Below are 20,329 nucleotides of genomic sequence, written 5' to 3'. Positions count from 1 at the left end.
ATAAGCCTCAAAAAAGCGCCGGTCTCCCCGGCGTTAAATCTTATCCTCAAAATTGGAGAATATTATGAATGGTAAATATTTTTATTTCGCAATTGCTGCACTATTAGGTGTATTAACCGCACTCATCTCTTTTCTTCCCTTCCTTCTAATAACCATTACTTACCTCATTTTATTGTACAAAAAAAAGAGATACAGCACCCGCCAGCTTATATTTGTCATCTGCCTAATCATTATTTTTTTTGTAACCAGTGAGCATACTGAATCAAATAATACATCCAAACTGGCAGATAGCTTATCTACCTTTCAACTGCAATACACTGAGAACACAAAAGTTTATGGTGATGTGCTGCAGGTTACAGCAACTGAACAAAAATTTAATGAAAAGATTTTGATTCGCTATAAAATTAAAACGAAAGAAGAGAAAGAGACCTTAAAAAGCACCAATTTTTATGGCCGTCTCTGTCAAGTAACTGGCGAATTGAAAGAACCATCTGCTGCTAAAAATCACAATGCATTTAACTATCGTAAATATTTAGCGAGTAAACAAATTTATAAAATTCTCGAACTAAAAAATCACCCATTAAGTAATTGTTCTGCTATTAAATCAAGTCCATTAACCATAATAAAAGAAATACGTTTCAAGGGGATTCACAGCCTAGAAGAGAATTTTCCATCTGAAATTGCTGCCCTTTCTGCCGCATTAATTTTTGGAGATAGGAGTATGTTTGACCCTGAAACTTTAATGGACTATCAAAGGACGGGTATTGTTCATTTACTTGCCATTTCTGGTCTGCATGTTTCCTTGTTAATTGGAATGGTTTTTTATGCAGGCATTAGAATCGGGTTAACTAGACAATTTATGATGAACTTTCTTCTTCTCATTTTACCGATTTACGCCGTTTTAACAGGTGCTTCCCCATCCGTTATTCGAGCGGTGATAATGATCTTCCTTGTTTTATTAATTTTACGGTGGAAGAAACAAATAAAACTGTCACCGATTGATGCGATTAGTCTCACGCTTACCATTTATGTGTTTTTCAATCCGTTGATTATTCTAGACGCAGGATTTCAGCTCTCCTTTTCTGTCAGTTTTGCTATTATCTTATCAGCCTCAATTATTTTGCCTCGGTATCAACAAATAATATCAGCTATGGTTATGACATCCATCATTGCACAACTTGCAGCGCTGCCAATCTTACTTTACCACTTTTTCGAAATCTCCTTTATTAGCATTGCGGCGAATCTTCTCTATATACCACTCTTTTCGTTTGTTTTTCTGCCTGGTTTATATCTATTATTTTTTATTCAGATTATCTTTGGACAGACTCCAATGTTTCTCATAAATGTGTTTTTGAAAATCATTACGTTAGCAAATAGTCTAATTGAACAGCTTGCAGACGTATCTATTGCTCAGCTTGTAACTGGAAGGCCGGATTGGATAATTTTTATCGTTTACATTCTAATTATCCTTACTATTTTCCAATTATGGGAAGAAGGGTTACAGACAAAGAGGAAACAAGTAATCATCCTTTTAGCGTTTATCTTATTTACATTTCAAAACGTTTGGAATTGGGCAAATCCAGCTGGGGAAGTTACTATGATTGATGTTGGACAGGGAGATAGTATATTAATCCACTTTCCATATGGTCAGGGTACGTACTTAATTGATACAGGCGGAACAGTTCAATTTGAGGAGGAAGAATGGAAAAAGGCTGTAAAACCATTTGAAGTTGGGAGAGATGTGGTAGTCCCATTTTTGAAAGGCAAGGGAATAAAGAAATTAGATAAACTGATTCTTACACATGGGGACAGTGACCATATTGGCGGAACTTTAGCTATTCTGAAAGATATAGAAATTAATCAGATCTTAATGCCATCTGTTGCGGAACCTTCAAAATCTGAAGTAACCATTATCAAGGAGGCGAGTAAAAAGGGTATTCAAGTAGTAAAGGTCGCTGAAGGAAGCCAATGGCAAAATAAAAAAAGCTTATTTTATGTAGTAAGTCCTGAAAAAAATTATAAAGGCGAGCGAAATAGCGGATCTATCGCAATTATCGCAAACATAGGAGGACTTAAGTGGTTTTTTGGAGGTGATCTTGATCAAGAGGGTGAAGAAAGGATTATAAGGAAATACCCCGAGTTAGATATTGATGTCCTAAAGGCTGGTCACCACGGCAGTAAGACCTCAAGCAGTGAGGAATTTATTAACAGAACTTCCCCATCTATTACTTGGATCTCCGTCGGTGAAAGAAACCGTTATGGTCACCCGGATAATGAAGTTTTAAAACACCTGTCAAATACAATTATATTTAGGACAGACTTGCATGGAGCAATAACCTATAGGTTTTACCTAGAGAGTGGAACCTTTTCTGTCTTTTTACATAATATAAAGCAATAACTCATTAAAAAACATAAAAGAGACCGCGAAATGCAGCCTCCAAGCATTTTATGTAGCCGTACATTAGGAACCGATAATTTTTATAACTGTCGCAATAATAAACATTGTAGCAAAAAAACCAAAAGAAACGATAAAGCCTACCCCAGAATCAATTGCGTCATTGCGTTTACTTTGCACATTCTTTTCAAATTCATTCACAGTATACCCCTCCTATTTCACATAATAGTATAAGCTTTTTTATTCAAAAAATCCAGTATGCTTTCAATATCTACTTCCTTTATTGACAAGAGTTGACACAAATACTTTCATTCAAAACGGTGACACTAAATTTACACAAGGAACTCCGCCAAGCAATTAAATGATCCTAGGGCTTTGATTGCAGGCGTTCATTATAGATCGGGAATTGGCGCTTTCAGGGAAGCGTCATTTCCCTTTTAATACTTGTCAAATTGTCCAAGCTTCATTACGATAGATAATGGAACGAGAATTGAAGGGGAGCTTGGATAATGGTATTAGATATTTGGAAACAAATTAAACAGCGGGAAATTGCTCCCATTTATTTATTATATGGTACAGAAGCGTTTTTAATCAATGAAACAAAACAATTGCTGCTTAATCAGGTTTTAGTTGAAGAAGAGAAGGATTTTAATTTTACTGCTTATGATCTAGATGAAACGCCTATTGAAGCAGCACTAGAAGATGCTGAGACATTTCCTTTCTTAGGTGAGAAGAAAGTGATTTTTCTACATAATCCTAAATTTTTAACGGCAGAAAAGACAAAAGATAAAATTGACCATAATCTCAATCGGCTTGAAGCATATCTTAAAGACCCGGCACCCTATACTGTTTTGGTGATTTCAGCACCATATGAGAAGCTGGATGAACGAAAGAAAGTTACTAAAGAATTAAAGAGGTCAGCCGTTTCAGTAGAGGCTAAAAAACTTAATGAACATGACCTAAAAAAATGGGTGAAGGATAGAGCGAAATTCAATGACATTGTCTTTGACCCCGACGCACTTGATTTGTTACTAGCTTTAGTTGGAACCAATATGTTTATGATTTCCAGCGAGGTCGATAAATTAGCTTTATACGCCTCAGAGGAAAAACGGATTGATGCGGCGATGGTGGAAAAGTTAGTTTCAAGGTCACTTGAACAAAATATTTTTACATTAATTGAGAAGGTTGTCCAGCGGAAACCAGAAGATGCTCTGAGAATTTATTATGATTTGTTAAAACAAAATGAAGAACCGATAAAAATTTTAGCCTTGCTGGCAGGGCAGTTTAGGTTAATATATCAGGTAAAAGAGCTCTCACGCAGAGGGTATGGACAACAGCAAATAGCAGGCTTTTTGAAAACTCATCCTTTTCGGGTAAAGCTTGCAGCAGGACAAGCCAATCAATTTACGGATGAAGAATTAACCAAGCTTATGGCGATGCTTGCAAATGCCGATCACCAGATGAAAACTGGCGGGATGAATAAGTCATTATTAATTGAAATGTTACTGTTTAAAATAAAAAGATAAAACAAAAAACGATTCCACTAGGGAATCGTTTTTTTTTTACTGCATCGCACTCTTATTATAGAGAGTTAGCTTTTTTAGCAAGACGTGATTTTTTACGGGCAGCAGCATTTTTATGGATAAGTCCTTTAGCAGCAGCCTTGTCTAATTTGCTAGCAGCAGCAGAGAATGCTTCTTTAGCTGCAGGAGCATCGTTTAGAGTAACAGCAGCTTCTGCTTTCTTAACAGCCGTACGCATTGCAGACTTCGCAGTTGTATTTTGAGCATTACGAGCTTCGCTTGTTTTTACACGCTTAATAGCAGATTTAATGTTAGGCATTACTTTCACCTCCTACAAAGAATCGAGACTATATGAACTCGACTTTACCTTCATTCACAATTATTCAGAACAAGAGATATTTTATCAAACCAAAGTCTATATTGCAATACTGATTTATTTACATATCACAATAAACTTGAATGTTTTAGCGGAAAAGGGGGGAAAATAGGGAATAGTTTCTAGTTAGAACTTAAGGATGGGAGCGATACATAATGCAGGAGAACCAGAACACTGATATTGACTTAAGCCAGTACTCAATTCGAACGGATTTAGCGATTGAAGCGAGAGAAATGGTTATTGCTGACAGGGAAGGTTCCGTTCAGCAAGGTGAGAACATCTCCCAAATTGAGGGAGTCATTATTAAAGAAAAAGATGTAGATGATATAAAAATATCATTAGTAGAGATTACAGACGCCGGTGCACAACAGCTGGGGAAAAAAGCAGGACGCTATTTAACCATGGAGGTACAGGGAATTCGGCAGCAGGACACTCCTTTACAACAAAAGGTAGAGGAAATTTTTGCGAAAGAATTTTCGCACTTCTTAGAAGGAACTGGTATCAAAAAGGATGCTTCGTGCCTCGTAGTAGGCTTGGGAAATTGGAATGTTACTCCGGACGCATTGGGCCCGATGGTCTGTGAAAACCTCTTAATCACCAGGCACCTGTTCCAATTACAGCCAGAGAGTGTGGAGGAAGGGTATCGTCCAGTTAGTTCTTTAGTTCCTGGAGTAATGGGATTAACAGGCATTGAAACGAGCGATATCATCTTTGGCGTAGTGGAGAAAACCAAACCTGATTTTGTCATTGCCATCGATGCATTAGCGGCAAGATCGATTGAAAGGGTTAATTCTACCATTCAAGTCTCAGATACAGGCATACACCCAGGGTCTGGAGTAGGAAACAAAAGAAAAGAATTAAGTAAAGAAACCTTAGGAGTTCCCGTAATTGCAATTGGTGTTCCGACCGTTGTGGATGCTGTTTCTATAACAAGTGACACGATAGATTTTATCCTGAAGCATTTTGGAAAGGAACTCAAGGAAGGAAATCGACCTTCTAGGGCCTTAGCTCCAGCAGGGATGACGTTTGGAAAACGAAAAAAGCTCACTGAAGAGGACCTTCCAGAAGAGAAACACCGTCAGACCTTCCTAGGGATGATTGGGACTTTAGAAGAGGAAGAAAAAAGAAAATTAATATATGAGGTCCTTTCTCCTTTAGGTCACAATCTAATGGTAACACCAAAGGAAGTAGATGTATTTATTGAGGATATGGCTAATCTGATTGCAAGCGGATTGAATGCTTCACTCCACAGTAACATCGATCAAGATAATGCAGGTTACTATACAAGATAACTGGTAAGGGGCCACCTCACAATTGCGAAAAATGGTTCTAGCAATTCTAGTAATGTCATAAGTATTTACTAGAATTAAATTGAGAGGTGGAACCATGAAATCTGCTAGGAATTCTGGATTGTTTTTGACAGTGCAAGGGACAAATCTAATAAAAGTAACCTCTTTTATCCTTTTGTTTATGCTATTGGTTTTTTCTATTAGCGGGCTATTAACATCTTTAAAGCCACAGTTTAGGCCGATGTCTAATTCTGTTAATACGGCAACAAACGAAGTAAATGGAAAAATGCTCTATCAACTAATGGCTTGGGAGAATCATCATTTCTTATCCATAGAGGATGATTTAACAGCAAGCCCGAAGTTAACCAACTTAATTTTTAAGCTTTCAAGCAATATTAATTTAAATGACCCTAGGAGCCTTTTAGGGAGAGAACTTCCAGGATTTGATCAGTTTGATGGGAAAATCATCGTGGCTGGAGAAGGTTCCAATTATACAAATATGCCGATGGAATCTGCTCCCCCAATTGAAATAATGAAGGCGGAACGTGAAGCATCCCTGCAAAATTTAGAGGGCATTAATGAAGGCAGCGGCAGTGGTGATAAACCATCACCGTCACTTACGACAGGAAATAAAAAGGTCGTACACCTCTACTTTACGCATAATCGTGAGTCCTATCTCCCATACCTTCAGGGAGTCACCGACCCAGACCTTGCTTATCATTCTCAGTTGAATGTCACCAAAATAGGAGATCAATTAAAAGCAGGTTTAGAGGCGAGAGGGATAGGGACATCCATTGATAAATCAGATGTAATGGGGTCTGTAAAAATGGCTGGTGCCTATTCGAAATCTGGTGAATTGGTACGGGAAGCTATGGCAACAAATAAAGATATTCATTATTTAATTGACATCCATCGAGATGCCAGACGTAAGGATAAAACAACCCCTATTATTAATGGACAGGCTTATGCACAGTTAGTTTTTGTTGTTGGCGGAAAAAACCCTAATTATGAAAAAAATTTAAAATTAGCAACGGACCTCCATAACTTATTACAAGAAAAATACAAAGGGATTAGTTGGGGAGTCCTAATGAAAAAGGACGCCGGCTCTAACGGTGTATACAATCAAAATCTCTCTGAAAATGCGTTGTTAATTGAATTTGGCGGAGTTGATAATACATTTGAAGAGTTAAACCGTTCAGCTGAAGCACTTGCAGATGTTTTTAGTGAATATTTCTGGCAGGCAGAGAAAGTAAATTATGATGTAGATCAATCCACAGATAAACAATAGAAGTAAAGGAGCATGTCCTATGAAAATGTTCATGCTGAAATTTTTTTGTATCGTTGCGCTTATGTTCATATCGGTTTTAGCAGGTATGCAGTTAGCAAATGACGGTATTCATAAAATGAAAGGCTATGATGATCCCAATTTTCAAAATGCAGTTGCCTTAAATGATAATGGTGACCATGTTAAGGCCACATTCTTGGGAAATGACATCTCGAGTCATGATATAGATGAAAAGAAAAAGAAGCTGGAGGAAATAAGTGCCTTTAATTTTTTTTCTTCGATGGGAAAGAAGATTTCCGAAGGTGTTTCTACAGCTTCGGAAAAACTTATTAATCTTATTACTCAATGAATAAATGCCGGCGGTTCCTATATAGGGTACCGCTATTTTTTATTGTAAAACCACCCTCTTTTAGTTTTCATTGAATCTTATTTCCCGTACTGATATAATCAAAAATAGTGTACTTGTGCGAGTTATAGTAGGAGTGAAATACATGAACAGAGAAGATAAATTAAAAAGACAATCAAAGATAAGAAATTTCTCGATTATTGCCCATATTGACCATGGGAAATCAACCTTAGCTGACCGTATATTAGAAAAAACGAATGCATTAACATCCCGTGAAATGAAGAATCAGCTATTAGATTCTATGGATTTAGAAAGAGAACGCGGAATTACCATTAAGTTAAATGCTGTACAATTAAAATACAAAGCTAAAGATGGGGAAGAGTATACCTTCCATCTTATCGATACACCGGGACACGTCGATTTCACCTATGAGGTTTCTCGTTCCCTTGCTGCATGTGAAGGTGCTGTTTTAGTCGTTGACGCAGCACAAGGTATTGAAGCGCAAACTTTGGCCAACGTTTACCTTGCATTAGATAATAATCTAGAAATACTGCCGGTTATTAATAAAATCGATTTACCAAGTGCTGAGCCAGAAAGAGTCCGCAATGAAATTGAAGAGGTTATTGGACTTGACGCTTCTGAAGCAGTATTAGCATCTGCTAAAGCTGGTATTGGAATTGAGGAAATTCTCGAACAGGTAGTGAAAAGTGTTCCTGCTCCGACTGGTGACCCTGAAGCTCCATTAAAAGCATTGATTTTTGATTCCCTTTACGATGCCTATCGTGGCGTCGTGGCCTATATTCGAGTTGTTGAAGGCAGCGTAAAAGTGGGCGATAAAATTAAAATGATGGCGACCGGTGCAGAATTTGAAGTGAATGAAGTAGGGGTATTTACACCAAAAGCTACACTTCTAGACGAGTTAACGGTTGGGGATGTTGGGTTCCTTTCAGCATCTATTAAAAATGTCGGAGATACTCGTGTCGGTGATACGATTACAAATGCAAAAAATGGTGCCACCGAACCACTGCCAGGTTACCGTAAATTAAATCCAATGGTGTATTGCGGTTTATACCCAATCGATACGGCGAAATTTAATGATTTACGTGAAGCACTCGAAAAGTTGCAGTTAAATGATTCTGCGCTTCAATTCGAGCCTGAAACTTCCCAAGCACTAGGCTTTGGTTTCCGCTGTGGGTTCTTAGGACTTCTTCATATGGAGATTATTCAAGAGCGGATTGAGCGTGAGTTCAAAATTGATTTGATTACAACAGCTCCAAGTGTTATCTATGAGGTACACATGACAGATGGCACTCAAATGAAAGTGGATAACCCTTCTAATCTTCCGGATCCACAGAAAATTGACCGTGTCGAAGAGCCGTATGTAAAAGCAACGATGATGGCGCCAAATGAATATGTCGGTGCGATTATGGAACTGTGTCAGCAAAAGCGTGGTATTTTTATTGATATGCAATACCAAGGTGAAAACCGTGTAGGCATCATCTATGAGATTCCGTTAGCAGAAATTGTTTATGATTTCTTTGATCAACTTAAATCTAGCACGCGAGGCTATGCATCATTTGATTATGAATTAATTGGCTACAAACCATCTAAATTGGTTAAGATGGATATATTGTTAAACGCTGAAAAGGTGGATGCCTTAAGCTTTATCGTTCATAGGGATTTTGCCTACGAACGTGGCAAAGTCATTGTTGAGAAGCTGAAGGAATTAATCCCAAGGCAGCAATTCGAAGTTCCTGTCCAAGCTGCTATTGGTCAAAAAATCATTGCTCGTTCAACAATAAAATCCATGGGTAAAAACGTATTGGCTAAATGCTATGGGGGAGATATCTCCCGAAAACGTAAGCTGCTCGAGAAACAAAAAGAAGGTAAGAAGCGGATGAAACAGGTTGGTTCTGTCGAAGTACCACAAGAAGCCTTCATGGCTGTCCTAAAAATGGATGACAACAATACAAAAAAATAAAAAACAAAACGGGAGGTTAGGACGAGTCTATCAAAAGGCGAAATCCAGCCTCCTTTTGGTTACATGAAAAGAAGGTGAAAGTATGATAAAAGCTGCCTATCTCCATATCCCCTTTTGTGAACATATTTGCCATTACTGTGATTTTAATAAAGTTTTTCTAAAAGGGCAGCCAGTTGATGAATATTTACAGGCACTCGAACAGGAAATGATTCTTACGTTACACCAATATCCAACCAATCAACTGGATACTATATTTGTTGGCGGCGGTACACCCACCTCCTTAAATGAAAAACAGCTAGAACGGTTTTGCGAAAGTATAACCAGAAACTTACCAATGGGTAACAATGTTGAATTTACTTTCGAAGCAAATCCAGGTGATTTAACCAAAGGAAAGTTACAAATATTAAAAGATGCAGGTGTAAACCGACTTAGTCTTGGAGTTCAAACCTTCAATGATGAATTATTAAAAAGTATTGGCCGTGTACATCGGGCTAGGGATGTTTACCAAACGGTAGACAATGCCAAGTCTATTGGCTTCGAAAACATCAGCATTGATTTAATTTTCAGTCTGCCGACCCAAACCATTACTGATTTAAAAGAGTCATTGACACAAGCTTTTACACTAGACATTCAACATTATTCGGCCTACTCGTTAATTATTGAACCTAAGACCGTTTTTTACAATCTTATGCAAAAAGGAAAACTTCCTACACCGGGAGAAGATACGGAAGCAGCGATGTATATGCTGCTAATGGAGGAAATGGAACAGCACGGTTATAGCCAGTATGAAATAAGTAATTTCTCAAAACCAGGTTATGAAAGTAAACACAATCTAACCTACTGGAATAACGATTACTATTATGGGTTTGGTGCAGGAGCTCACAGCTATGTGAATGGCTGGAGACGTTCCAATGCAGGACCATTGAAAAAATATATGGAACAAATTGCAGACGGAAATCTCCCTATCTTTCAAGAACACCAAACTTCAAAAGCAGAACAAATTGAAGAAGAAATGTTCTTAGGGTTACGTAAAACAGCTGGTGTTTCAATCGCGCATTTTATGGATAAATTTGGACTAGACCCAAGGCAATTATTTGAAAAAGAAATAGCAGATTTGATTGCGAAAAAGTGGGTAGAAATGAAAGACGATAATATATATTTAACAAAAACAGGGCGTCTGCTTGGAAATGAGGTTTTTCAATCATTTTTAGGGGTCACAAACTAAAAAGTCAGCTATGTGACTTTGCAATTTCTTAGTATCAAATGATTGACACCATCCCCCTATTTTTGATAATTTATTATTAGATTTAGCACTCGACTTCAATGAGTGCTAACAGAGGTGATGAAAGGTGTTAACAGATCGTCAATTATTGATTCTTCAGGTTATTGTTGATGATTTTATTCGGTCTGCACAACCTGTCGGCTCAAGAAGTTTGTCGAAAAAAGAAGAAATTTCATTTAGTTCAGCAACCATTCGGAATGAAATGGCAGACCTTGAAGAACTTGGCTATATAGAAAAAACTCATACTTCTTCAGGCCGTGTTCCTTCTGAAAAAGGCTATCGGTACTATGTAGACCATTTACTGTCGCCTCAAGCATTAAACAAGCAGGATATTTCGGTTATTCAATCAATTTTTGCAGAAAAGATATTTGAGTTTGAGAAAATCATTCAAAAATCAGCAAAGATCTTATCTGAGCTAACCAATTATACTTCAATCGTTTTAGGTCCAGCTGCAAGCTTCAATAAACTTAAGAGAATACAAATAATACCTTTAAACAAGGAATCTGCAGTAGCCATCTTCGTTACTGACTCGGGACATGTTGAAAACCGAACATTTTATTTGCCTCCTACAGTTGACGCGAGCGATTTGGAAAAGACAGTCAACATTTTAAACGAACGGTTGACTGGGGTAGCACTTGAAGATTTAAATGATAAAATCTATAAAGAAGTAGCGACACTATTAAGACAGCATATTCGAAATTATGATATCATGCTGCACACCATAGCTGATTCACTTAAAATGCCGGTTAATGAAAAACTCTTCTTCGGTGGAAAAACAAATATGTTAAGCCAGCCGGAATTTCATGATATCAGCAAAATACGTACTCTCTTACAGATGATTGATCACGAAGAGTGGATTTACCCGTTAATTAAAAATGACTCAGCCGGTATCAATGTAAAAATCGGCAGAGAAAATAACAACAGTGCAATGGAAAATTGCAGCCTTATTACAGCGACTTATTCAGTTGGCGCAGAAAGCTTAGGGACTATTGCGATACTTGGACCAACTAGAATGGAGTATTCTCGTGTTATAAGCTTGCTACAGTTTTTAAGTAAGGATTTAACCTCAGTATTAACGAACCTGTATCAAAAATATTAGCAGTGGAAATATTGAGTAAGGGTGTAATACTTCGTATTACACCTAGATGAAATACTCTCTTTCACCCGTCTTTTATGACTTTAATAAATGTGGGACATTGCTTTAAGGAGGTGAGTAAGTTGACAGAAAAAAAGAACAATACTCTTAACGAAGAAGAAACGAATGAACAAGTTGAACTTACCGATGAGGAAGTGGAAACAGTTTTTGATGAAGCAGGAAATTCCAAAGAAGATGCAACAGATATAGACTATGCTGCTGAAATTCAAACCCTCACTAGTAAATTAGAAGAAGCAGATAACCGTTACTTGCGTCTTCAAGCTGATTTTGATAACTTTCGCCGCCGTACTCGATTAGATATCGAGGCAGGGGAAAAATATAAAGCTCAAAAATTGGTCACTGAATTGCTTCCGGTTTTAGATAACTTTGAAAGAGGTTTAAAAATTGAAGCGGATAACGAGCAAACCAAGACATTGCTTCAAGGCATGGAAATGGTATATCGCAGTTTAGTTGAGGCACTGAAAAAAGAAGGTGTCGAACCTATTGAAGCTGTTGGTAAAGAATTTGATCCGAACTTTCATCAAGCCGTAATGCAAGGGGAAGATGAGAATTTTGGTCCAAATATTGTGACTGATGAATTCCAAAAAGGGTACATGTTAAAGGATCGTTTGATTCGCCCATCAATGGTTAAAGTAAACCAATAGATTACATATTATTATCTAGGAGGAAAAGGTTATGAGTAAAATTATCGGTATTGACCTTGGTACAACTAACTCATGTGTTGCCGTTCTTGAAGGCGGCGAGCCAAAGGTTATTCCAAATCCAGAAGGAAACCGTACAACACCATCTGTGGTAGCATTTAAAAACAGTGAACGCCAAATTGGGGAAGTGGCTAAGCGTCAGGCTGTTACGAACCCAAATACCATCATGTCGATTAAACGCCATATGGGAACAGATTATAAAGTGGAAGTAGAAGGTAAAAACTATACTCCACAAGAAATGTCAGCTATTATCCTTCAATATTTAAAATCTTATGCTGAAGATTATTTAGGCGAGCCGGTTACAAAAGCGGTTATTACTGTACCTGCTTACTTTAATGATGCAGAGCGTCAAGCAACAAAGGATGCAGGAAGAATTGCTGGTTTAGAAGTTGAGCGTATTATCAACGAGCCAACTGCTGCAGCGCTTGCGTACGGTTTAGATAAAACAGATGAAGACCAAACGATTCTTGTTTATGACCTTGGCGGCGGTACATTCGACGTATCTATCCTTGAACTAGGGGATGGTGTATTTGAAGTCAAAGCAACTGCTGGTGATAACCGTCTTGGCGGCGACGACTTTGACCAGGTTATTATTGACTACCTAGTAGATCAATTCAAAAAAGAAAATGGTATTGACTTATCACAAGATAAAATGGCACTACAACGTTTAAAGGATGCTGCTGAAAAGGCGAAAAAGGACTTATCCGGAGTAGCTTCAACGCAAATTTCTTTACCATTTATCACAGCTGGAGCTGCTGGTCCGCTACATCTAGAAGTAACAATGACTAGAGCAAAATTTGATGAGTTATCTGCTCATCTTGTTGAACGTACAATGGGACCAACTCGTCAAGCATTAAGTGATGCGGGACTTTCAGCTTCACAACTTGATAAGGTTATTCTTGTAGGTGGATCAACTCGTATTCCTGCTGTTCAAGAGGCTATTAAGAAAGCAACAGGTAAAGAGCCGCACCGCGGAGTAAACCCAGACGAAGTAGTAGCAATGGGTGCTGCTATTCAAGGCGGCGTAATCACTGGTGATGTTAAGGATGTAGTTTTACTTGACGTAACACCACTTTCACTTGGTATTGAAACAATGGGCGGCGTATTTACAAAGTTAATCGACCGCAATACAACAATTCCAACATCTAAATCACAAGTATTCTCAACTGCTGCAGATAATCAAACTGCTGTTGATATCCATGTACTTCAAGGGGAACGCCCAATGGCGAACCTAAATAAAACATTAGGACGCTTCCAATTATCAGATATTCCACCAGCACCACGTGGAATCCCTCAGATCGAAGTAACTTTTGATATCGATAAAAACGGTATTGTAAATGTAAGAGCAAAAGACCTTGGTACAAATAAAGAGCAACAAATTACAATCAAATCTTCAACTGGTCTTTCCGATGAAGAAATTCAAAAAATGGTCAGAGAAGCAGAAGAAAACGCTGAAGCTGACAAGCAACGCAAAGAAGAAGTGGAGCTTCGTAATGAAGCAGATCAATTAGTCTTCACAACAGAAAAGACATTAAAAGATCTTGAAGGAAAAGTAGATGCTGGTGAGGTTGCACAAGCGAATGAAGCTAAAGATGCTTTAAAAGCAGCAATTGACAGCAATGACTTAGCCGAAATCCGTGCTAAAAAGGATGCATTACAAGAAATTGTTCAAGCTTTAACTGTTAAGCTATATGAACAAGCTGCTCAAGCCGCACAAGGAGCACAAGGTGCAGAAGGCGGAGCAACAGGCCCTAAAGATGACAATGTAGTCGACGCTGAATTTGAAGAGATTAAGGAAGAAAAATAGAATTTAGACTTACTAACCAAAGAAAAAGTCAAAGTCAGCATCGGCTTTGACTTTTTCTTTGTAATTTGTGTTTTTATTATGATAGAATAATCTTTATGTGACAGATTCGGGAGTGGTAATCATGAGTAAACGAGATTACTATGAGGTGCTTGGTGTTAGCAAAAGCGCTTCTAAGGATGAAATAAAAAAAGCATATCGGAAACTCTCCAAACAATATCATCCAGATATTAACAAAGAGGCCGATGCGGCGGATAAATTTAAAGAAATCGCTGAAGCTTATGAGGTTCTAAGCGATGATCAGAAAAAGGCACATTATGATCAATTTGGTCATACTGACCCAAATCAAGGCTTTGGCGGTGGTGCTGATTTCGGCGGTGGTTTCGGCGGCTTTGAAGATATTTTTAATACCTTTTTTGGCGGCGGTGGTTCACGCCGTCGCGATCCAAATGCCCCTAGACAAGGCGCAGACCTGCAATATACGATGACCATTTCTTTTGAAGAAGCGGCTTTCGGCAAAGAAACCGATATTGAAATTCCGCGTGAAGAAACTTGTGGTACATGTGACGGTTCAGGTGCAAAAAAGGGAACAAAACCTGAAACCTGTCAACACTGTCATGGAACAGGTCAAATAAATATTGAGCAAAATACACCATTTGGCAGAGTGGTTAATCGACGTACATGTCATCATTGTAACGGTACGGGTAAAGAAATTAAACATAAGTGTTCAACCTGTGGCGGAACTGGTAAAGTGAAAAAACGTAAGAAGATTCACGTTAAAATTCCTGCAGGAATTGATGATGGCCAGCAGTTAAGGATTTCCGGACAGGGTGAGGGCGGAATTAACGGAGGACCATCTGGGGATTTATATATTGTTTTCCATGTTAGAGAACATGAGTTTTTTGAAAGAGATGGCGATGATGTTTATTGCGAAATGCCGATCACTTTTGTTCAGGCATCACTTGGTGATGAAGTTGAGGTACCAACCTTACATGGAAAAGTAAAACTAAAGGTCCCTGCTGGAACGCAAACTGGAACTAAATTCCGACTTAAAGGTAAAGGGATACCAAATGTTCGTGGGTATGGTGTAGGGGATCAACACATAATTGTCCGTATTATTACACCTACAAAATTAACTGATAAACAAAAGCAGCTTCTTCGTGAGTTTGCAGATCTTAGTGGGAACTCGCCAATAGGTGAACATGAAGAAGGGTTCTTCTCAAAAGTAAAACGTGCCTTTAAGGGCGACTAAGGATTGGAGTTGGTAGAAATGAAATGGTCTGAACTTAGCATTCACACTACAAACGAGGCGATTGAACCAATATCGCATATTTTACATGAGGCCGGTGCTAGCGGTGTAGTTATTGAAGATCCTTTTGAACTAACGAAGGAGAGGCAAGATCAGTTCGGGGAAATCTACCAACTCAATCCTGATGATTACCCTGAAGAAGGAGTTATCGTTAAAGCATACCTTCCTGTCAACAGCTTTTTAGGTGAAACGGTAGACGCTATAAAAGAATCTATTAATAACCTTATTATTCACAATATTGATATTGGAATAAATAAAGTTACCATTAGTGAAGTAAACGAGGAAGAATGGGCAACTGCCTGGAAGAAATATTATCATCCAGTTAAAATTTCAGAAAAATTTACCATCGTTCCTACTTGGGAGATCTACACTCCGGTCAGCAGTGATGAATTAATCATTGAATTGGATCCTGGAATGGCGTTCGGAACCGGAACGCATCCGACCACAGTCATGTGTATTCAAGCTCTTGAACGAACGGTTCAACCTGGTGATAGGGTAATTGATGTTGGAACTGGTTCGGGTGTATTGAGTATTGCAGCAGCGATGCTCGGTGCAGAAGATGTCCGTGCATATGATCTGGATGAAGTCGCTGTAACTTCAGCCAGACTCAACATAAAGCTTAATAAAGTCAGCGACAAAGTAACCACCTCGCAAAATAATCTATTAGATGGTGTAGAAGAGAATGATGCTGACGTTATTGTTGCCAATATCCTAGCAGAGGTTATTTTACGATTTACAGATGATGTAGCACGTGTAGTTAAACCTGGAGGAACGTTTATTGCGTCAGGAATCATTCAGCAGAAAAAAGATGAAGTAAAAGAAGGACTGATTAATTCCGGCTTTGAAATTACTGAAACCATCTTAATGGAAGATTGGGTTGCGATTATTGCGAAAAGGATATAATGCTAAAAAAAGGGGATAATGCCCCTTTTTTCTTTTCCTGCTTTAAATGAAACACTTGTTGCAGTAAAATAAAGAGTAAAAATGTTTTAGAGGGGTGCATCGTGTGCAACGCTACTTTGTTAAAAAACGAGCAAACGATAATCAGTTTGTGATTGATAATGATGACCGTCATCATATTCTTAAGGTGATGCGCATGGATATCGGAGATAAGATCATTTGTGTCGCTCCCGATGGGGAAAGTGCAGTTTGTCAAATTGCAAAAATTACCGATGAACAAGTCGTTGCAGACGTTGTACAATGGAAAGATGAGAAGTCAGAGCTTCCTATTGCAATTACGATAGCAAGCGGACTGCCAAAAGGAGACAAGCTTGAGTGGATTATTCAAAAAGGTACTGAACTAGGTACTCATGAATTTATCCCATTTGCAGCACGTCGTTCTGTCGTAAAATGGGATGATAAAAAAGCTGGCAAAAAAGTAGAAAGATGGCAAAAGATTGCCAAAGAAGCTGCTGAACAATCCCATCGCGGCAGGGTACCTGAAATTTTAAGCCCAGTAAATTTTAAAGCTTTGATAGAGAAAAGCAAAGACTTTCATTATAAATTAGTTGCTTTCGAGGAAGAGAGCAGAAGCGGTGAAACATCTGTTTTTTCAGAAACATTACAAAAAATGAAACCGGGAGAGTCACTGCTGTTAGTATTCGGCCCTGAAGGCGGGCTGGCAGAAGAAGAAATCCACATTTTACAGGAGAACGATTTTTCCCTATGCGGCTTAGGTCCGCGTATTTTAAGAACGGAAACTGCGCCCTTATATGCTCTAGCGGCGATTTCCTACCATTTTGAATTAATGAGGAGATGAATACAATGCCAACAGTCGCTTTTCATACACTTGGATGTAAGGTAAATCATTATGAGACTGAAGCAATCTGGCAATTGTTCAAGCAAGAAGGCTATGATCGAGTTGAATTTGAATCCATATCTGATGTCTATATTATTAATACTTGTACGGTAACGAATACTGGCGATAAAAAAAGCCGCCAAGTAATTCGACGTGCCGTCCGTAAAAATCCAGATGCCGTAATTTGTGTGACTGGATGTTATGCTCAAACATCACCTGCTGAAATTATGGCGATACCTGGTGTTGATATCGTAGTTGGAACTCAGGACCGTGTGAAAATGCTTGAATACATTGAACAGTATAAAACAGAACGCCAGCCAATAAATGGTGTAGGAAATATCATGAAAAATCGTGTTTACGAAGAGCTTGATGTTCCAGCGTTTACCGATCGTACACGTGCTTCGTTGAAAATTCAAGAAGGCTGTAACAATTTCTGTACTTTCTGTATTATCCCTTGGGCACGCGGCTTAATGAGATCACGAGATCCAAAGGAAGTTATTCGCCAAGCACAGCAGCTTGTGGATGCAGGTTATAAAGAGATTGTTTTAACCGGGATTCACACAGGCGGCTACGGTGAGGATATGAAAGATTACAATCTAGCCTTGCTGCTTCGTGATTTAGAAGCCCAAGTTAAAGGACTTGAAAGACTAAGAATTTCTTCTATCGAAGCAAGTCAAATTACCGATGAAGTAATTGAGGTAATCAAACATTCAAACATCATTGTCCGTCATTTGCATATTCCAATTCAGTCTGGTTCTAATACGGTCTTAAAAAGAATGCGTCGTAAGTATACAATGGAATTCTTTGGTGAAAGATTAGACCGTCTTAAAGAAGTACTTCCTGGGCTTGCGGTGACATCTGATGTTATTGTTGGTTTTCCTGGTGAAACGGAAGAAGAATTTATGGAAACATATAATTTTATTCATGAACATAAATTTTCTGAACTGCATGTTTTCCCTTACTCGAAGCGTACAGGAACACCTGCTGCCCGGATGGAAGACCAAGTTGACGAAGAGATTAAAAATGAGCGCGTTCACCGGTTGATTACACTCTCCGATCAGTTAGCAAAAGAATATGCATCGCAATTTGAAAATGATGTACTAGAAGTAATCCCAGAAGAAGAATTCAGCGAAGGTATGTATGTAGGATACACAGATAACTATCTTAAAGTGGTTTTCCCGGCAACGGAAGAAATGATTGGTAAACTTGTAAAAGTAAAAATTACAAAAGCAGGCTATCCATACAATGAAGGTCAATTTGTCCGAGTTGTCGAAGATCATAAAAGAGCGGAAGTATTTACAAAAGAAGAAGCTGCGATTTAAGGACCTACTTTGGTCCTTTTTTTTTATTATGTTTTGGGTATTCTAATGGTAGTATCAAATTTGTTTTCACTATAGATTAGAAAAGGGGCAAGTAAAATGGCTGCAACAAATATTGCTGGAATGATTGACCATACCTTGTTAAAAGCGGACGCAACCCGACAGCAAATTGAAACACTTTGCCAAGAGGCAATGGAACATAAATTTTTCTCAGTGTGTGTAAACCCTGCTTGGGTAAGCGTGGCTCGAGATATACTTAGCGGCAGCGGCGTTAAAGTGTGTACGGTTATTGGATTTCCATTGGGTGCCACAACCCCGGAAACAAAGGCTTTTGAGACAAAGAATGCCATAGAAAATGGGGCAGATGAAGTGGATATGGTCATCAATATCGGTGCTTTAAAGGATAAAAATGATGAGCTAGTTGAAAAAGATATTCGTGCAGTTGTTGAAGCTGCAAAGGGCAGGGCATTAACAAAGGTTATTATCGAAACAAGTTTGCTCTCAAGGGAAGAAAAAATTCGTGCTTGCCAGCTTGCTGTTAAGGCAGGTACAGATTTTGTTAAAACATCAACAGGTTTCTCTACAGGTGGTGCAACAGTTGAAGATATAAAGCTGATGAGAGAGACTGTAGGACCAAATATTGGTGTAAAGGCGTCTGGCGGTGTAAGAAACACAGAGGATACAGAAAAAATGATCCAAGCCGGAGCAACAAGAATTGGTGCAAGTGCGGGAGTGGCAATTTTAAAAGGATTAACTGCTACTTCTGACTACTAAAAAAGACGGCCATAGCCGTCTTTAATTTTTGTTTGTTTTCCCCCCATGTACCCTCAAAATCATTTCTCCAAATCTCGTTGCAAAAGGCAAAACCATAATGGATGAAACGACATTAAATAAGACGCTGATATGTGCTAATTGAATCATCCTTTCATCTGCCAATAAATGAGCATTTTCAGACAAAAAAGGAATAAACGGAGTGAAAATTAGAACGCCGGCTACATTCAGCCAAACATGCGCAAAGGCAGCCAATCTCGATTCTTTCCCTCCTCCAATAGAAGCAATGAGTGCAGTTATACAGGTTCCGATGTTGGCGCCAAACACGATAGCAATACCTGCATCCAGGTGAAGAAGTCCGGCAGTCAGAAAGCCCATAGTAATTCCAGTCATTGCTGTACTTGATTGGATAATAGCAGTAATCACTGCCCCTGTTATAATACTCAATAGGATATTATCGTTGATAGAGAGGATATAGTTATTTATAAATGGAAGAGCAGTTAATGGCTCTGCCAAAAGCTCAAAACCTTTCATTGCTGTAAAGACGGAGGCGATTCCAAAGGTGACCATACCAATGCTTCTGATTTTAATAGGTTTAAAAAAAGTAAATAACGCTCCAATAATCGCAAGTGGGACCAAAAATTTATCAAGATTAAAGGTTATCAGTTCTGTTTTAAATGTGGTTCCAATATTTGTGCCTAAGATAATGCCAATGGATTGAGGAAAAGTCATGATCTTTGCTGAAATTAAGCCAATTGTAATTACCATGACTGCTGAACTGCTCTGTAAAAGTGCTGTAACAAACGTCCCTGTCACCATACCTTTTAATGGTGTACTTGTAAGTTTGGTTAACCAGCCTTTTAGTTTATTACCTGATAGGTTAAATAACCCGATCCTTATAATGGTCATTCCAAAGATAAATAATAAGATAAATAATATAAATAATAGTATGTATAGCATGTCTTCTCCCCCTCCCTTCATTCTATGCCTGAGG

At 38.4% G+C, this 20,329-nt stretch carries 18 protein-coding genes; 15 read left to right on the top strand and 3 right to left on the bottom strand.

Annotated features, from left to right (window positions below):
* The first annotated feature begins 64 nt into the window (after positions 1-64).
* Positions 65-2,398 carry a DNA internalization-related competence protein ComEC/Rec2 gene (locus QNH29_RS22755; protein WP_283861573.1) on the top strand — a complete coding sequence of 778 codons (2,334 nt, stop codon included), beginning with the start codon at positions 65-67 and terminating at the stop codon, positions 2,396-2,398.
* Between the two features lie 63 nt (positions 2,399-2,461).
* Here the strand turns inward: QNH29_RS22755 and QNH29_RS22750 are convergent, their stop codons facing one another.
* Positions 2,462-2,596: a YqzM family protein gene (locus QNH29_RS22750; protein WP_045517769.1), complete on the bottom strand. Its 135-nt coding sequence runs from the start codon at positions 2,594-2,596 to the stop codon at positions 2,462-2,464.
* A gap of 308 nt (positions 2,597-2,904) precedes the next feature.
* Between QNH29_RS22750 and holA the strand changes: the two genes are divergently transcribed.
* Positions 2,905-3,921 carry a DNA polymerase III subunit delta gene (gene holA / locus QNH29_RS22745; RefSeq protein WP_283861572.1) on the top strand — a complete coding sequence of 339 codons (1,017 nt, stop codon included), beginning with the start codon at positions 2,905-2,907 and terminating at the stop codon, positions 3,919-3,921.
* A 55-nt stretch (positions 3,922-3,976) separates the two neighbouring features.
* Here the strand turns inward: holA and rpsT are convergent, their stop codons facing one another.
* A complete protein-coding gene (gene rpsT / locus QNH29_RS22740) occupies positions 3,977-4,237 on the bottom strand; it encodes a 30S ribosomal protein S20 (protein WP_283861571.1) in 261 nt (86 codons plus the stop codon).
* A 212-nt stretch (positions 4,238-4,449) separates the two neighbouring features.
* Between rpsT and gpr the strand changes: the two genes are divergently transcribed.
* From gpr to deoC, 13 genes are all read left to right on the top strand, one after another.
* Positions 4,450-5,586 carry a GPR endopeptidase gene (gpr, locus tag QNH29_RS22735; protein ID WP_283861570.1) on the top strand — a complete coding sequence of 379 codons (1,137 nt, stop codon included), beginning with the start codon at positions 4,450-4,452 and terminating at the stop codon, positions 5,584-5,586.
* A gap of 94 nt (positions 5,587-5,680) precedes the next feature.
* Entirely contained in the window at positions 5,681-6,871 is a 1,191-nt protein-coding gene (gene spoIIP / locus QNH29_RS22730; protein WP_283861569.1) for a stage II sporulation protein P, read from the top strand.
* Positions 6,872-6,890: 19 nt separating this feature from the next.
* Positions 6,891-7,217, top strand: a complete 327-nt coding sequence (locus QNH29_RS22725) for a DUF3679 domain-containing protein (protein WP_283861568.1) — start codon at positions 6,891-6,893, stop codon at positions 7,215-7,217.
* Positions 7,218-7,359: 142 nt separating this feature from the next.
* A complete protein-coding gene (gene lepA, locus QNH29_RS22720; RefSeq protein WP_283861567.1) occupies positions 7,360-9,195 on the top strand; it encodes a translation elongation factor 4 in 1,836 nt (611 codons plus the stop codon).
* An 82-nt stretch (positions 9,196-9,277) separates the two neighbouring features.
* Positions 9,278-10,420, top strand: coding sequence for a radical SAM family heme chaperone HemW (gene hemW / locus QNH29_RS22715; protein ID WP_283861566.1), 1,143 nt, complete (start codon positions 9,278-9,280; stop codon positions 10,418-10,420).
* A 124-nt stretch (positions 10,421-10,544) separates the two neighbouring features.
* The gene (gene hrcA, locus QNH29_RS22710) at positions 10,545-11,576 is read left to right on the top strand and encodes a heat-inducible transcriptional repressor HrcA (RefSeq protein ID WP_283861565.1); all 1,032 of its coding nucleotides are present in this window, start codon (positions 10,545-10,547) and stop codon (positions 11,574-11,576) included.
* A 119-nt stretch (positions 11,577-11,695) separates the two neighbouring features.
* The gene (gene grpE / locus QNH29_RS22705) at positions 11,696-12,277 is read left to right on the top strand and encodes a nucleotide exchange factor GrpE (RefSeq protein WP_283861564.1); all 582 of its coding nucleotides are present in this window, start codon (positions 11,696-11,698) and stop codon (positions 12,275-12,277) included.
* A gap of 31 nt (positions 12,278-12,308) precedes the next feature.
* Positions 12,309-14,141 (top strand): molecular chaperone DnaK, encoded by a 1,833-nt coding sequence (dnaK, locus tag QNH29_RS22700; RefSeq protein ID WP_283861563.1) that lies wholly within the window; start codon positions 12,309-12,311, stop codon positions 14,139-14,141.
* A gap of 121 nt (positions 14,142-14,262) precedes the next feature.
* Entirely contained in the window at positions 14,263-15,390 is a 1,128-nt protein-coding gene (gene dnaJ / locus QNH29_RS22695; protein WP_283861562.1) for a molecular chaperone DnaJ, read from the top strand.
* A gap of 18 nt (positions 15,391-15,408) precedes the next feature.
* Positions 15,409-16,350 carry a 50S ribosomal protein L11 methyltransferase gene (prmA, locus tag QNH29_RS22690; RefSeq protein ID WP_283861561.1) on the top strand — a complete coding sequence of 314 codons (942 nt, stop codon included), beginning with the start codon at positions 15,409-15,411 and terminating at the stop codon, positions 16,348-16,350.
* A 103-nt stretch (positions 16,351-16,453) separates the two neighbouring features.
* Positions 16,454-17,206 carry a 16S rRNA (uracil(1498)-N(3))-methyltransferase gene (locus QNH29_RS22685; protein ID WP_283861560.1) on the top strand — a complete coding sequence of 251 codons (753 nt, stop codon included), beginning with the start codon at positions 16,454-16,456 and terminating at the stop codon, positions 17,204-17,206.
* Between the two features lie 5 nt (positions 17,207-17,211).
* Entirely contained in the window at positions 17,212-18,567 is a 1,356-nt protein-coding gene (gene mtaB, locus QNH29_RS22680) for a tRNA (N(6)-L-threonylcarbamoyladenosine(37)-C(2))-methylthiotransferase MtaB (RefSeq protein ID WP_283861559.1), read from the top strand.
* A gap of 96 nt (positions 18,568-18,663) precedes the next feature.
* A complete protein-coding gene (gene deoC, locus QNH29_RS22675; RefSeq protein ID WP_283861558.1) occupies positions 18,664-19,338 on the top strand; it encodes a deoxyribose-phosphate aldolase in 675 nt (224 codons plus the stop codon).
* A 21-nt stretch (positions 19,339-19,359) separates the two neighbouring features.
* Here deoC and QNH29_RS22670 read toward each other — a convergent pair whose 3' ends face one another.
* Positions 19,360-20,295, bottom strand: coding sequence for a Na/Pi symporter (locus QNH29_RS22670; RefSeq protein ID WP_283861557.1), 936 nt, complete (start codon positions 20,293-20,295; stop codon positions 19,360-19,362).
* Positions 20,296-20,329 lie beyond the last annotated feature (34 nt).

Origin of the sequence: Neobacillus sp. DY30 (genome assembly GCF_030123065.1) — a bacterium.
Taxonomy (GTDB): Bacteria; Bacillota; Bacilli; order Bacillales; family Cytobacillaceae; genus Neobacillus.
Note: the sequence above shows the minus strand (reverse complement) of the source record. Positions and strands in the feature narration are given on the sequence as shown.

Coding starts and splice junctions, on each gene's coding strand:
- deoC (WP_283861558.1), top strand. CDS start 18,664: ATGGCTGCAACAAATATTGCTGGAATGATTGACCATACCTTGTTAAAA.
- mtaB (WP_283861559.1), top strand. CDS start 17,212: ATGCCAACAGTCGCTTTTCATACACTTGGATGTAAGGTAAATCATTAT.
- rpsT (WP_283861571.1), bottom strand. CDS start 4,237: ATGCCTAACATTAAATCTGCTATTAAGCGTGTAAAAACAAGCGAAGCT.
- prmA (WP_283861561.1), top strand. CDS start 15,409: ATGAAATGGTCTGAACTTAGCATTCACACTACAAACGAGGCGATTGAA.
- hemW (WP_283861566.1), top strand. CDS start 9,278: ATGATAAAAGCTGCCTATCTCCATATCCCCTTTTGTGAACATATTTGC.
- gpr (WP_283861570.1), top strand. CDS start 4,450: ATGCAGGAGAACCAGAACACTGATATTGACTTAAGCCAGTACTCAATT.
- spoIIP (WP_283861569.1), top strand. CDS start 5,681: ATGAAATCTGCTAGGAATTCTGGATTGTTTTTGACAGTGCAAGGGACA.
- holA (WP_283861572.1), top strand. CDS start 2,905: ATGGTATTAGATATTTGGAAACAAATTAAACAGCGGGAAATTGCTCCC.
- dnaK (WP_283861563.1), top strand. CDS start 12,309: ATGAGTAAAATTATCGGTATTGACCTTGGTACAACTAACTCATGTGTT.
- dnaJ (WP_283861562.1), top strand. CDS start 14,263: ATGAGTAAACGAGATTACTATGAGGTGCTTGGTGTTAGCAAAAGCGCT.
- QNH29_RS22755 (WP_283861573.1), top strand. CDS start 65: ATGAATGGTAAATATTTTTATTTCGCAATTGCTGCACTATTAGGTGTA.
- lepA (WP_283861567.1), top strand. CDS start 7,360: ATGAACAGAGAAGATAAATTAAAAAGACAATCAAAGATAAGAAATTTC.
- QNH29_RS22725 (WP_283861568.1), top strand. CDS start 6,891: ATGAAAATGTTCATGCTGAAATTTTTTTGTATCGTTGCGCTTATGTTC.
- QNH29_RS22670 (WP_283861557.1), bottom strand. CDS start 20,295: ATGCTATACATACTATTATTTATATTATTTATCTTATTATTTATCTTT.